The organism is Streptomyces sp. NBC_00669 (assembly GCF_036226785.1).
GTDB lineage: Bacteria > Actinomycetota > Actinomycetes > Streptomycetales > Streptomycetaceae > Actinacidiphila.
Genome location: NZ_CP109018.1, coordinates 5,747,468 through 5,761,804, shown reverse-complemented (window position 1 = coordinate 5,761,804; position 14,337 = coordinate 5,747,468). Strand labels below are relative to the sequence as shown.

Genomic DNA, 14,337 nt, shown 5'->3' with positions numbered 1-14,337 from the left:
GACCCCGACCCCGCTTCCGCTGGAGGACGACGATGGACAGGGCCGAGGCCGTCATCCCGGCGCAGGAGGCCGACGCCGACGCCGATGCCGTGGCGGGCGCGGGCGCGGCCAAGGCCGCCGGCGGGGCCGGCGGCACCGGGCTGCGGCTGCGCAGGTTCGGCGCCGGCGCGGACCCCTACGTGCTCGCGGTCGTCTTCTTCGCCGCCTACACCGCGCTGTCGGTGACCCGCTACCGGCAGTTGCTCACGATGTCCTGGGACCTGGGCATCTTCGAGCAGGCGATCAAGTCCTACGCCCATCTGCACGCGCCGGTCGCGGACCTCAAGGGCCCGGGGTTCAACATCCTCGGCGACCACTTCAGCCCGATCACCGCGCTGATCGCGCCCTTCTACCGGGTCTTCCCGACCCCGGTGACGCTGCTGGTCGCCCAGGCGCTGCTGTTCGCGGTGTCGGTGATCCCGGTGACCCGGGTCGCCGGGCTGCTGCTCGGGCGGGGCCGCGGGCTCGCGATCGGGGTGGCTTACGCACTGTCGTGGGGCGTGCAGAAGGCCGTCCAGTTCGACTTCCACGAGATCGCGTTCGCGATGCCGCTGCTGGCCTTCTCCCTGGAGGCGGTGCTGCGCAAGCGCTGGGCGGCGGCGATGTGGTGGGCGGTGCCGCTGGTCTTCGTCAAGGAGGACATGGGTGTCACGGCCGCCGCGATCGGTGTGATCGTGTGGTGGCGCACCCGGGAGGAGCGGGGCGCCGAGGCGGTGGACGCGGCGCGCGCCGACACGGACCACGGTACGGACACCGGCACCGCGCCGGGCGAGCCCGCCGCGGAGTCCGGCACCGGTCCCGCCACCGCCGGCCCCGCTTCCGCCACCGACCCCGGCACCGAGGGCGACGGCCGCACCGGTCACGGCGCCCACGGCGGGCGGCTGTCCGACGCCCTGCGCTTCGGCCCCTGGGCGATCGGCCTGGCCGGCTTCGGGGTCGCCATGTCCGCCCTCGCCTTCGCCGTGATCATCCCGGCGTTCAACAAGACCGGCGGGTACGACTACTGGAACAAGCTGAACGGCAACGGCGCCCCGATGCCCGGGCACATCCCGTTCGACACCGCGGCCCACACCCTGCTGTGGATTCTGCTGCCCACCACCGGGCTGCTCGCCCTGCGCTCCCCGCTGATCCTCGCCGCGCTGCCCACCATCGGCTGGCGGTTCGTCTCGCACGACGACCACTACTGGGGCACCGACTGGCACTACAGCGCGGTGCTGATGCCGGTGGTCATGCTCGCCCTCGTGGACGCCGCCGTGACCTCCCGGCGCAGCCCGCGCCCCTGGCTGCGCTCCTACGCCTCCGGGCTGCCCGCGGCCGCGGCCGGCGCCGCCCTGGCGCTGACCTTGACCCTCCCCCTGGCATCGCTCAGCCACTCGGCCACCTACAAGGTCGACGCCCGCACCAAGGCGATCGAGCACACCCTCGACGAGATCCCCGACGGCGCCACCGTGGAGGCGAACGTCGGCCCGATCAGCCACCTGGTGCACCGCACCACCGTGTACTGGGTCGGCGACACCCAGGGCGTCACCCCGCAGTACATCGCGATCGACAACACATCCGGCTGGGCCGGCGACCCGGTGACGTACGCCAAGCAGCTGCACCCGGCCGCCACCTACAGCATGGTCGCCGACAACCAGGGATATGTGGTGCTCCACCTCACATCGGGCGGCCGGTAGGGCAAGCCGGTGGAACGGGCCGGTACCACGCCGAGGCGCCCGCCGTACCGCGGGCGCCTCGTGCAGCCGGGCACCCGGCTGCCCCGCGCCTAGTTGTCGAGCACCGTGGTCAGGAACTGCGCGGTCCACTGGAGCAGTTCGCGGCCCACCACCGGCTTCCCGCCGATCCGGGCGGTCGCCGGGCGCGGCACCAGCACCTGCTTCGTGGCGTGCCTGATCACCGAGCGCGGGTAGATCCGGCCGAGCCGCAGCTCCTGGGACTCGCGCAACTCGACCGGCCCGAAGCGGACGTTGCCGCCCTGGAGCGTGATGTCGCCGACGCCGACCTTGCGGGCCAGTATCCGCAACGCGGCCACCAGCAGCAGGTTCTCCACCGGCTCGGGCAGCTTGCCGTAGCGGTCGGTCAGCTCCTCGCGCACCGCGGCGATGTCCTCCTCGCTGTTCGCGGCGGCGATCGACCGGTACGCCTGGAGCCGCAGCCGCTCGCCGGGCGCGTAGTCGTGCGGGACGTGCGCGTCGACCGGCAGCTCGATCTTCACGTCCAGCAGCTCCTCCTCCGGCTCGCCGCCGCTCTCCAGCGCGTTGCGGTAGTCCGCGACGGCCTCGCCGACCATCCGCACGTACAGGTCGAAGCCGACCCCCGCGATGTGCCCGGACTGCTCGCCGCCGAGCAGGTTGCCCGCGCCGCGGATCTCCAGGTCCTTCATCGCGACGTACATGCCCGCGCCCATCTCGGTGTGCTGGGCGATGGTGGCCAGCCGCTCGTGCGCGGTCTCGGTGAGCGGCTTCTCCGGCGGGTACAGGAAGTACGCGTAGCCGCGCTCGCGGGAGCGGCCCACCCGGCCGCGCAACTGGTGGAGCTGGGAGAGCCCGAAGGTGTCGCCGCGCTCGACGATGAGGGTGTTGGCGTTGGCGATGTCGATGCCGGACTCCACGATCGTGGTGGACACCAGCACGTCGAACCGCTTCTCCCAGAAGTCCACCACCACCTGTTCGAGCTGCGACTCCCCCATCTGCCCGTGCGCGGTGGCGATCCGCGCCTCCGGCACGATGGCGCGCAGCCGCGCCGCGGCCCGGTCGATGGACTCCACCCGGTTGTGGATGTAGAACACCTGGCCCTCGCGCAGCAGTTCGCGGCGGATGGCGGCGCCGATCTGCTTCTCCTCGTAGGGGCCGACGAACGTCAGCACCGGGTGGCGCTCCTCGGGCGGGGTGGTGATGGTGGACATCTCGCGGATGCCGGTGACCGCCATCTCCAGCGTGCGCGGGATCGGCGTCGCGGACATGGTGAGCACGTCGACGTTGGCGCGCAGCTTCTTGAGCTGCTCCTTGTGCTCGACGCCGAAGCGCTGCTCCTCGTCGACGATGACCAGGCCGAGGTCCTTGAACTTCGTCTCCGACGAGAAGAGCCGGTGGGTGCCGATCACCAGGTCGACGGAGCCCTCCCGCAGCCCCTCCAGGACCGCCTTCGCCTCGCTGTCGGTCTGGAACCTCGACAGCGCGCGGACGTTCACCGGGAACTGGGAGTACCGCTCGGCGAAGGTGCCCATGTGCTGCTGCACCAGCAGGGTGGTCGGCACCAGGACCGCCACCTGCTTGCCGTCCTGGACCGCCTTGAACGCGGCGCGCACCGCGATCTCGGTCTTGCCGTACCCGACGTCGCCGCAGATCAGCCGGTCCATCGGCACGGACTTCTCCATGTCCGACTTGACCTCGGCGATGGTGGTCAGCTGGTCGGGCGTCTCCGCGTACGGGAAGGCGTCCTCCAGCTCGCGCTGCCAGGGCGTGTCGGGGCCGAAGGTGTGGCCGGGCGCGGCCATCCGCGCGGAGTACAGCCGGATCAGGTCGGCGGCGATCTCCTTGACCGCCTTCTTCGCGCGCGCCTTGGTCTTGGTCCAGTCCGCGCCGCCGAGCCGGTGCAGCGAGGGGGCCTCGCCGCCCACGTACTTGGTGACCTGTTCGAGCTGGTCGGTGGGGACGAAGAGCCGGTCGCCGGGCTGGCCGCGCTTGGCCGGGGCGTACTCCACCACGAGGTACTCGCGGGTGGCGCCCTGGACGGTGCGCTGCACCATCTCCACGTAGCGGCCGACGCCGTGCTGCTCGTGCACGATGTAGTCGCCGCCGGTGAGGGTGAGCGGGTCGATGGTCTTGCGGCGCCGCGACGGCATCCGGCCCATGTCCTTGGCCGTGGAGCGCTGCCCGGACAGGTCGGTCTCGGTGAGCACCGCGAGCTTCAGCGCGGCGTCCACGAAGCCGTGCTCCAGCGAGCCGGTCGCCACGTGCACCACGGAGGGCGCCAGCATGGCCGGGTCGGTCAGCTCCGGGTCCAGCCGGGCCGCGATGCCCTCGCCGCCCAGCACCTCCACCAGCCGCGCCGCCGGGCCGTGGCCCTCGGTGACGTAGAGCGTGCGCCAGCCCTCGGCGAGCCAGCCCTTGGTGTCGGCGAGCGCGCGGGCGGTGTCGCCGCGGTACAGCTCGGGGGCGTGCATGCCCAGCCGCAGGGTGTCGCCGAACTCCAGCTCGGGCCCGAGCGAGGGGCGCTCGTCGTACGGTCCGGCGGGCGCGGCGCCCTGCTCGTCGGCGGCGAACGGGCTCACCGACCACCACGGGGTGCCGAGGCGGCGGGCGTGCTCCCGGATGTCGGCGATGGACCACAGGGAGGCGGCGCCCAGGTCGATCGGCGCGGCGCCCCCGCCCGCCGAGGCCGCCCAGGACGCCTCCAGGAACTCCCGGGAGGTCGCCACCAGGTCCGCGGCCCGGGTGCGGACCCGTTCCGGATCGCAGACCACCGCCATCGAACCGGCCGGCAGCACGTCGAGCAGCAGCTCCATGTCGTCGACCAGCACCGGGGCCAGCGACTCCATGCCCTCGACCGCGATGCCCTCGGCGATCTTGCCCAGCAGCTCGTCCAGCTCGGGGTGCTCGGCCGCCAGGGCCGCCGCCCGGGCCCTGACCTGCTCGGTCAGCAGCAGCTCGCGGCAGGGCGGCGCCCACAGGCCGTGCTCGGCGACTTCCAGGGAGCGCTGGTCGGCGACCTTGAAGTAGCGGATCTCCTCGACCTCGTCGCCCCAGAACTCCACCCGCAGCGGGTGCTCCTCGGTGGGCGGGAAGACGTCGAGGATGCCGCCGCGCACCGCGAACTCGCCGCGCTTCTCGACCAGCTCCACCCGGGCGTACGCGGCCGCCGCCAGTCCGTCGACCACGGCGTCCAGATCCGCGCTGCCACCGCTGCGCAAGGACACCGGCTCCAGGTCGCCGAGCCCCTTGACCTGCGGCTGGAGCACCGACCTGATCGGCGCGACCACCACCTGGACCGGGCCGGCCACCACGTCGTCGGCGTGCGGATGGGCCAGCCGGCGCAGCACCGCCAGCCGCCGGCCCACGGTGTCGCTGCGCGGGGACAGCCGCTCGTGCGGCAGCGTCTCCCACGACGGGTACTCCGCCACCGTGTCCGGCGGCAGCAGGGAGCGCAGCGCCGCGGCCAGGTCCTCGGCCTCGCGGCCGGTGGCGGTGACCGCGAGCACCGTACGGCGCGCGCGGGCGGCCAGCGCGGCGACCACCAGGGGGCGCGCGGCGGGCGGACCGACCAGGTCCACCTGCGGGCGGTTGCCCGCGGCGGCGGACTCGACCGCCTCGGCGAGAGCGGCGTCCTCGACGACGACGTCGACCAGACCGTTCAGACTCATCAGGGTTCCGTCCCGAAAGAAGAGGGCCCGAAAGAAGAGGGCAGAGCAACGCGAAGCGCCCGACACGTCGCACGGGCCGGGGGTACCTCCAGCGTACGACGTACCGGTGACAGCCACCGCCGGACCGCTCCTGGCGCCTCCGCGCCCGGGGAGCGTGCTGCTACGTTGCCAGCTTCGGGCCCGGCACACCGGGCCCCGGAAACCGAGGATTGTGGGGAGGGGCCTTGAGAGAGGCAGATCAGGGGCGCCGCGGGGGGCCGCGCGGAGCGTGGACGGTGGCGGTGGCCGCCGTCGTCGCGGGCGCACTGTCCTGGACGGGTGTGGCGCAGGCCGCACCGGCCAGGAGCGGCGCGAGCGCCGCGGGCAGCACGGCGGGCAGCACAGCCGGCACCGCGCGCGACACGCTGCAGGGGGACTTCGCGAGCGCCGCGAAGGAGTTCCACGTGCCCGAGGGCCTGCTCATGGCGGTGGCCTACCACCAGTCGCTGTGGGACACGCACGCCGGAGCACCCAGCACCACCGGCAACTACAACGTCATGGGCCTGACCCATGTGGACACCGCCGCCCTGCGGGCCGCGGGCACCGCGCCGGACACCGGCCAGCGCGGTGAGGGCGGCAGTGCCGCCCCGACCACGCCGCGCGCCACCGCCACACCGTCGGCGGCCGGCCCGACCGCCGCCTACCGCACGCTGGACGCGGCGGCCGCGCTGACCGGGACGTCGCAGGCGCGCTTGCGCAGCGACCCGCTGCAGAGCGTCCGGGGCGGCGCCGCGCTGCTCGCGCACTACGAGAAGCAGCTGGCCGGCTCCCTGCCGGCCGACCCGGGCGCCTGGTACGGCGCCGTGGCCCGCTTCAGCCAGTCCACCGACGCCCAGGGCGCCGGCCAGTACGCGGACCGCGTCTACACCACGCTGCGGGCCGGGGCCTCGCGCACCACCGCCGACGGCCAGCTGGTCACGCTCGCGGCCGAGCCGGCCGTGGCGCCCAGGACCTCGGCCCTGAAGGACCTCGGCCTGCCGTCGGCGACCGCGGAGGCCGCGCAGGAGACGAAGGCCGGCGCGGCCGGTACCGCCACCCCCGCCGCGAACCCGACGCCCGAGTGCCCGTCCGGCCTGACGTGCAACTACGTGCCGGCCGCTTACAAGCAGACCGACCCGAACGACAAGTCGAAGTACGGCAGTTACGACCTGGCGAACCGCCCGGCCGACGGCAACTCCATCAAGTACATCGTCATCCACGACACCGAGGGCAGCTACAGCAGCGCGCTGGGCATATTCCAGGACCCGACGAAGTACGCCACCCCGCACTACATCGTGCGCTCGTCCGACGGGCTGGTCACCCAGGTCGTGCAGACCAAGAACGTGGCCTGGCACGCCGGCAACTACTACATCAACGCGCACTCGATCGGCATCGAGCACGAGGGCATCGCGATCTCCGGCGCGTCCTGGTACAGCGAGTCGCTCTACGAGTCGTCGGCGGCGCTGGTGCGCTACCTGGCGAACCGGTTCGACGTGCCGCTCGACCGGCAGCACATCCTCGGCCACGACGACGTGCCCTCGCCGCAGACCGCCCAGCTCACCAGCATGCACTGGGACCCGGGCCCGTACTGGAACTGGTCGCACTACCTCGACCTGCTCGGCGCCACTCCCGGTGGCGGCGGCACCCCGGTGGTGGGCGGCGAGGTCACCATCGACCCGCCGTTCACCTCGGCGAACGAGCCGACGGTCACCGGCTGCAGTTCCAACCCGTGCGCCGCGCAGCCGACCAGCTTCGTCTACCTGCGCACCTCGCCGTCCTCGTCGGCCGCGCTGATCGGCGACTCGGTGATGGCGGCCAACAAGGTCGCCAACGGCACCACGCAGGCCGCCGACGTGACCGACAAGGCGGTCGCCGGGCAGTCGTTCGTCGTGGCCGGCGTCCAGGGCGACTGGACGGCGATCTGGTACGGCGGCCAGAAGGCGTGGTTCTACAACCCGGGCGGGCGGTTCGCGGTCGCGAACGGCAACACCGCGCGCCATGTGGTCACACCGGCCGGCAGCAGCGCGGTCCCGGTGTACGGCCGGGCCTACCCGGAGGCGTCCGCGTACCCGTCGGTGATCGCCGGGGTGGCGAGCGAGGACACCCAGATCGTGGCGCCGCTGGGCTACACGATCCCGGCCGGCCAGTCGTACGTCGCGGACGACCCGGTGAACGCCGACTACTACTACGCCAAGAACATCGACCAGAGCGCGCCGGGCGACCAGACGCGGGTGGTGGGCACGACCGTCTACTACCCGATCCGGTTCAACCACCGGCTCGGCTTCGTCAAGGCGAGCGACGTCACGGCGGGTTCGGCGGTGGTTCCGCCGGCCGGGACGTTCACCGCGGCGGGCCCGACCCGGATCATGGACACCCGCAACGGCACCGGCGTGACCAAGGGCGCGGTCGGCGCGGGCAAGACGATCAGCCTGCAGGTCGCGGGCAAGGGCGGGGTGCCCAGCAGCGGTGTGACCGGCGTGGTCATGAACGTCACCGCGGTCAGCCCGACCACCACCGGCCACGTCATCGTCTACCCCGACGGCACCACCCAGCCGAACACCTCCAGCCTCAACTTCCCCGCGGGCCGCACGATCGCGAACCTGGTCGTGGTGCCGGTGGTCAACGGCAAGGTGGACTTCTACAACTCGGCCGGCAGCGTCAACCTGCTCGCCGACGTCACCGGCTACTACACCTCGTCCAGCAGCGGGTCGCGGTTCGATCCGGTCGGCCCCGAGCGGCTGATGGACACGCGTGACGGCACCGGCGGGGTGACCGGTCCGGTGACGGCGGGGCAGACGGTCTCGCTCCAGGTCACCGGCGGCACCACCGGCATCCCCGACACCGGGGTGACGGCGGTGGTCATGAACGTCACCGCGGTCAGCCCGACCGCCACCGGCCACCTGATCGTCTACCCCGACGGCACCACCCAGCCGGACACCTCCAGCCTCAACTTCCCGGCGAAGACCACCATCCCGAACCTGGTGACGGTGCCGGTGGTCAACGGCAAGGTCGACTTCTACAACTCGGCCGGCAGCGTCAACCTGCTCGCCGACGTCACCGGCTACTACGCGGCGAGCGGTTCGCTCTTCCACTCCACCGGGCCGACCCGGCTGATGGACACCCGCAACGGCACCGGCGGCGTCAAGGGCGCGGTCGCCGGCGGCAAGACCGTCACCCTGCCGCTCACCGGCCACGGCGGCCTGCCCGCGAGCGGGGTGACGGCGGTGGTCATGAACGTCACCGCGGTCAGCCCGACCACCACCGGCCACGTCATCGTCTACCCCGACGGCACCACGCGGCCGAACACCTCCAGCCTCAACTTCCCGACCGGGCAGACCATCCCGAACCTGGTGGTGGTCCCGGTGGTCGACGGCAAGGTCGACTTCTACAACTCGGCCGGCAGCGTCAACCTGCTGGCGGACATCACCGGCTACTTCACGTCCTAGACGCCGGAACGCGCACGCCGCCCGCTGCGGGCGGCGTGCGCGGGGCACGTGACGCGGCGGCCCCGGAGCGCAGAAGTCCTGCGCATCCGGGGCCGCTTTGTGTCACGTGCGGGCCGGGGAACGGCCCGGCCGGGGTCCGGCCGGGCCGCCTTCCTAGTCGGTGGCGATCGCGTTCAGTACGTTCATCCGCGCGGCCCGGAAGGCCGGCAGGAGCGCGGCCAGCAGGCCGACGACCGCGGAGGCGACGAAGACGATCACGATCGTGCTCCACGGGATGCGCAGGATCTGCAACCCCTGGGAGGCGAGCACCTGCTGGGCGGCCGAACCCCAGCCCAGGCCGAGCGCGAGGCCGACCAGCGCGCCGAAGAGCGAGATGACCACCGACTCCAGCCGGATCATCCGCCGCAGCTGGCGCCGGGAGGTGCCGATCGCCCGCATCAGGCCGATCTCCCGGGTCCGCTCCACCACCGACAGCGCCAGGGTGTTGACCACGCCGAGCACCGCCACGATGATCGCCAGCGCCAGCAGCGCGTAGATCATGTAGAGCAGCTGGTTGACCTGGTCCTTGATCAGGTGCTTGTAGTCGGCCTGGTCGCGCACGTCGATCTGCGGGTAGTCGTGCGTCGCGGCCTTCAGGGAGGCGTACGCCTCCTTCTCCTTGCCGTCGGCGGCCTTGGCGAACATCAGGAAGTCACCGGGCATCTTGTCCGCCGGCAGGTAGGTCCGCGCGGTGTCGATGCTGGTGAACAGGGTGCCGTTCTCCAGGGCGGTGCCGCCCTTGGTGACCGCGGCGATCTTCAGGTGCGCGGTGCGCCCGCCGACCAGCGCCACGGTCATGGTGTCCCCGACCTTGACGTGGTTGTCCTTGGCGAACTGCTCCGGCACGGACATCGCGTCCTTGCCGTAGGCGTCGGACAGCTTGCCCTGCGTGGTCGCCAGCTGCACGTCCTGGGTGTAGGTGCTGTCGGCGGCGCTGAGCTGGCCCTTGATCTTCTTGCCGGACGGCGTGGTCAGGGTGCCGTTGACGATCGTGTAGTTGGTGATGTGGTCCAGGTCCGACGCCGACCTGATCGCCTTGGCGGCGGCCGGGGTGATCGGCTGCGAGCCGTTGCTGCCGACCTCGATGATGAAGTCCGCGCCGACGGACTTGTCGAGCTGGTCGTTGGCGGAGGCCACCATGGACGAGCCGACCACCGACATGCCGGCCACCAGCGCCAGGCCGATCATCAGCGCGGAGGCGGTGGCGCCGGTGCGGCGCGGGTTGCGCAGCGCGTTGCGCTCGGCGAGCCGGCCGATCGGGCCGAAGAACCGCAGCACCACGGCGCTGACCGCGCGGACCACCACGCCGGCGAGCAGCGGGCCGACGATGACGAAGCCGACCAGCGACAGCAGCACGCCGATACCGAGCATCCCGCCGCCCGAGGACGCCTTGTCCGACTGGGATGCCGCGACCAGGGCGAGCACGCCCGCGGCGCAGACCAGCACGCCGATCGCGGCCCTGATCCGGCCGGCCCTGGCGTCGGCCGGGGTGCCGGCGTCGCGCAGCGCGGCCATCGGGGAGATCTTCCCGGCCCGGCGGGCGGGGATGTACGCGGAGACCACGGTGACGACGACGCCGATGACGAGGCCGACGATCGGGGTGGTGGCCTTGATGGTCAGCTCGGAACTGTCCAGCTTCAGACCGGCCTTGCCCATCAGCTTCATCAGCCCGACGGCCAGACCGATGCCGCCGCCGATACCGACCACGGAGCCGCTGACACCGAGCATCACCGCCTCGATCAGCACCGACCGGTTGACCTGGCGGCGGCTGGAGCCGAGCGCCCGCATCAGGCCGATCTCCCGGGTGCGCTGGGCGACCAGCATGGAGAAGGTGTTGACGATCAGGAAGATGCCGACCAGGACCGCGATCCCGGCGAAGCCGAGCATCGCGTACTTCATGAAGTTCAGGAAGCCGCCGAGGTCGTCCTCCTGCTTCTTCGTGGTCTCCTTCGCGGTGTCGACCGTGTAGTGGCCGCCGATCGCCGCCTTCACGTTCGCCTTGAGCTGCTCGTCGGAGACGCCCTTGGCGGCGGTCAGGCCGTAGCCGGTGTAGGCGTCGGCGCGGCCGAGCAGCTTGGACTGCGCGACGGCGGTGTCCACGTAGACCACGGCGGCGCCGGGGTTGGTCGACTTGAAGGTGACGATGCCGCTGAGGGTGACCTTGAAGTCGCCGGGCTGCGCGATGACCCGCAGCGTGTCGCCGATCTTCAGGTGCTTCGCCTTGGCGGTGTCCGCGTCGATCACGGCGTCGGTGTCCGAGGTGGGCAGGTGGCCGGAGGTGAGCTTCACCGCCCTGGTCTCGGTGGAGTCCCAGTTGCTGACGACGGTCGGCGCGCCGGAGGACGGGCTGATCTTGTCGCTGTGCGCGTCGGCGACGGTGACGTCCTGGCTGGTGACGTCGGGCACCGAGGAGACCACGCCCTTCACGTGCGCCAACGTGCCCTGCAGGGAGGCGGGCAGGGTGTCCGGGATGCCGGTGGCCTGCTCGTTCTTCACCTCCTTGGCGCTGACGGTGACGTCGGAGGCGGTGTTGCCGAAGAGCCGGTCGAAGGTGGCGGTCATGGTGTCGGTGAAGACCAGGGTGCCGCAGATGAACGCCACCGACAGCAGCACCGCGACCCCGGACAGGGCCATGCGGCCCTTGTGCGCGAAGAAGTTGCGCACCGACGTCTTGAAGACGGTCACGAGGTCCTCCCGCGACCGTCGAAGGACTTCATCCGCTCCAGCACCGACTCGGCGGTCGGGCTGACCATCTCGTCGACGATCCGGCCGTCGGCGAGGTAGAGCACGCGGTCGGCGTAGGAGGCGGCGACCGGGTCGTGGGTGACCATCACGATGGTCTGGCCGAGTTCGTCCACCGAGCGGCGCAGGAAGCCGAGCACCTCGGCGCCGGCCCGGGAGTCCAGGTTGCCGGTCGGCTCGTCGCCGAAGATGATCTCCGGCCGGGCGGCCAGCGCCCGGGCCACCGCGACGCGCTGCTGCTGGCCGCCGGAGAGCTGGGTCGGGCGGTGCTTGAGCCGGCCGGCCAGGCCGACGGTCTCCACCACGCGGTCCATCCACTCGCGGTCGACCTTGCGGCCGGCGATGTCCATCGGCAGCGTGATGTTCTCCGCCGCGTTCAGCGTGGGCAGCAGGTTGAACGACTGGAAGATGAAGCCGATCTTGTCCCGGCGCAGCTGGGTGAGCTTCTTGTCCTTGAGGTGGGTGATCTCGGTCCCGCCGATCCAGATCCGGCCCTCGCTGACCGTGTCGAGACCGGCCAGGCAGTGCATGAGGGTCGACTTGCCGGAGCCGGAGGGGCCCATGATCGCGGTGAAGCGCCCGCGGGCGATGTCCACGTCCACCGCGTCCAGCGCGACCACCCGGGTCTCGCCCGAGCCGTACGCCTTGGTCACCGACCGTCCTGCGGCGGCAACGGCCGTACGTTCTCCGCTGCCCCCGGCTGTGGGAACCGTCATAGCCGTCGTCACTTCTGTCTCCCGTGGTGGTGTCGTCGTACGTGACCGCGTGCGTGCGGGGCGCCGATCGCCCTTGTGTCCATGAGCCTGCCGGAGCGTGCCGCACCTGACGATGGGGCAGGTCTCCGGATCGGGGGTGGGGCTATCCCCACCTCCGAGGTGCGGGCGAGCGGTTCCATCCCGCCCTATGACCGTAGGCACCGCCCGGCACCCGATCGTCATCCGCCGGTACGAACCGGTGGGCGCCGAAAGTAGGTGTCTCCCCCTAGGGGTCTGGTACCACGGTCGGAGACGCGGCTCAGGGTCGGCGGTCGGCGGCCCCGGCGGACGTGCCGTCAGGCGCCCGCGCGCAGCCCCGAGATGCCCACGTCGAGCGCGGCTTCGAGGTGGGTGAGCCGGCCGGTCTGCAGCAGGATCGACACCCCGCCCTGGATGCCGGCGAGCAGCGCCGCGGCCGCCCGTTCGGCGTCGACGCCCGGCGCGACCGCGCCCTGGTCGCGCATCGCCAGCACGCCGTCGGTGATCTTGCGCTGCCACTGTTCGAGCAGCCGCGCGGTCACCTCGCGCGAGGCGGGCGTGGTGCGGCTCAACTGGGTCATCAGGACCCCCAGCGGGCACGTCGTGCCCTGCTGGCGGTAGCGGGCGAGCACGGCGTCGCGCCACGCGTCCCAGGCCGCCCAGGAGGTCAGGTCGCTCAGGTACGGCTCCTGGTCCAGCAGCACCCGGTCCGCCTCGTATTCCGCGACGGCGTACATCAACTGCTCCCGGCCGCCGGGGAAGTAGTGGAAGAGCTGGCTCTTGCTGGTCGCGGTCACCCGGCAGACGTCGTCCAGGGTGGTGGCGACCGCGCCCCGGGCGCGGATCTCGGCGGCGGCGCCCTCGACGATGCGCTGCCGGGTGGCCCGGCCCTTCGCGGTGAACCTGACCGGCTGCTGCGTCATGCCCCCAGCGTCGCACACCGCGGCACGTTTTCTGGACTTGCTGGTCCACTTTCTGGGTGCCACGCTCGGCCCTGCCACCAAGGAGCACCACCAGGCGTCGGGAGAACGCCGAGGTCGCGAGACGGGTGGCACCGGTCGGCGCGCCGCAGCACCGCGTGCCACCGCGGACACCAGTCGGGGGCAGCACCCAGGAGGACGACAGTCATGGAACGGCGATTCGACGGCAGGACCGCCCTGGTCACCGGCTCGACATCGGGCATCGGGGCGCAGGTCGCCCGCACCCTTGCCGCCCAGGGCGCGCTGGTCGTGGTCAGCGGCCGGCGGGCCGAACGCGGCGAGGCGGTGGCGGAGGAGATCGAGGCGGCCGGCGGCCGGGCGGTGTTCGTGCCGGCCGACCTCGCGGCGGGCGGCGCGGCCGTACGCGGCCTCGCGGACGCGACCCTGGCCGCGGTCGGCGGCCGGCTGGACATCCTGGTCAACAACGCGGCGCTGCTGCTCGAACCGCGCCCGACCGCCGAGGTGGACGAGGCGACCCTGGACGCCGCCTACGCGGTCAGCGTGAAGTCCGCCTTCCAGCTCACCGGCGCGCTGGTGCCCGCGATGGCCGAGCGCGGCAGCGGCGTCGTGATCAACATGGGCTCCATCAGCGGCACGAGCGGCTGGGCCAACTCCGCCCTCTACAGCATGACCAAGGCCGCGGTGCACTCCCTGACCAAGTCCTGGGCGGCGGAGTACGGTCCGCGCGGCGTACGGGTCAACGCGGTCGCCCCCGGCCCGACCGCGACCGAGGAGAACATCGCCCACGCGGACCAGCTCGCGCCGCTCCTGGCGACCACTCCCTCGGGCCGTCTCGGCCGCCTGGACGAGGTGGCCGCGGCGGTGGCCTTCCTCGCCTGCGACGAGGCGTCGCACATCCACGGGGCGATCCTGCCGGTGGACGGCGGGTTCACGGCGGTGTGAGCGGTACGGGCGGAGGGCGCGGCGGACCGGGCGGACCTGCGGGCGGGGCATGCGGCCGGGGCAGGCGGCCGGGC

7 protein-coding genes are annotated in these 14,337 nt (G+C 72.3%); 3 read left to right on the top strand and 4 right to left on the bottom strand.

The annotated features are described in order from the left end of the window. Positions 1–32: 32 nt before the first annotated feature. Positions 33–1,715 (top strand): DUF2079 domain-containing protein, encoded by a 1,683-nt coding sequence (locus OG896_RS24175; RefSeq protein WP_329368601.1) that lies wholly within the window; start codon positions 33–35, stop codon positions 1,713–1,715. A gap of 89 nt (positions 1,716–1,804) precedes the next feature. On the opposite strand, the gene mfd is transcribed toward OG896_RS24175, so the two are convergent. After that, positions 1,805–5,401, bottom strand: coding sequence for a transcription-repair coupling factor (mfd, locus tag OG896_RS24170; RefSeq protein ID WP_329368599.1), 3,597 nt, complete (start codon positions 5,399–5,401; stop codon positions 1,805–1,807). A gap of 275 nt (positions 5,402–5,676) precedes the next feature. On the opposite strand from mfd, the gene OG896_RS24165 reads away from it, so the two are divergent. Continuing rightward, entirely contained in the window at positions 5,677–8,865 is a 3,189-nt protein-coding gene (locus tag OG896_RS24165; protein WP_329368597.1) for an N-acetylmuramoyl-L-alanine amidase, read from the top strand. 153 nt (positions 8,866–9,018) lie between these two features. Here OG896_RS24165 and OG896_RS24160 read toward each other — a convergent pair whose 3' ends face one another. From OG896_RS24160 to OG896_RS24150, 3 genes are all read right to left on the bottom strand, one after another. Continuing rightward, complete coding sequence (locus tag OG896_RS24160) at positions 9,019–11,589, bottom strand: ABC transporter permease (RefSeq protein ID WP_329368596.1); 2,571 nt, start codon at positions 11,587–11,589, stop codon at positions 9,019–9,021. Beyond that, positions 11,586–12,362, bottom strand: a complete 777-nt coding sequence (locus tag OG896_RS24155) for an ABC transporter ATP-binding protein (protein ID WP_328464833.1) — start codon at positions 12,360–12,362, stop codon at positions 11,586–11,588. The genes OG896_RS24160 and OG896_RS24155 overlap by 4 nt, the downstream gene beginning before the upstream one ends. 335 nt (positions 12,363–12,697) lie before the next feature. Then, positions 12,698–13,303, bottom strand: a complete 606-nt coding sequence (locus OG896_RS24150; protein ID WP_329368594.1) for a TetR/AcrR family transcriptional regulator — start codon at positions 13,301–13,303, stop codon at positions 12,698–12,700. Positions 13,304–13,507: 204 nt separating this feature from the next. Here OG896_RS24150 and OG896_RS24145 point away from each other — a divergent pair, with 204 nt between their 5' ends. After that, positions 13,508–14,263, top strand: coding sequence for an SDR family NAD(P)-dependent oxidoreductase (locus tag OG896_RS24145; RefSeq protein ID WP_329368592.1), 756 nt, complete (start codon positions 13,508–13,510; stop codon positions 14,261–14,263). The last annotated feature ends 74 nt before the right edge of the window (positions 14,264–14,337 follow it).

Excerpts from the sequence above, each read along its gene's own strand:
- OG896_RS24175 (WP_329368601.1), top strand. The coding sequence starts at position 33 with ATGGACAGGGCCGAGGCCGTCATCCCGGCGCAGGAGGCCGACGCCGAC.
- mfd (WP_329368599.1), bottom strand. The coding sequence starts at position 5,401 with ATGAGTCTGAACGGTCTGGTCGACGTCGTCGTCGAGGACGCCGCTCTC.
- OG896_RS24155 (WP_328464833.1), bottom strand. The coding sequence starts at position 12,362 with ATGACGGTTCCCACAGCCGGGGGCAGCGGAGAACGTACGGCCGTTGCC.
- OG896_RS24150 (WP_329368594.1), bottom strand. The coding sequence starts at position 13,303 with ATGACGCAGCAGCCGGTCAGGTTCACCGCGAAGGGCCGGGCCACCCGG.
- OG896_RS24145 (WP_329368592.1), top strand. The coding sequence starts at position 13,508 with ATGGAACGGCGATTCGACGGCAGGACCGCCCTGGTCACCGGCTCGACA.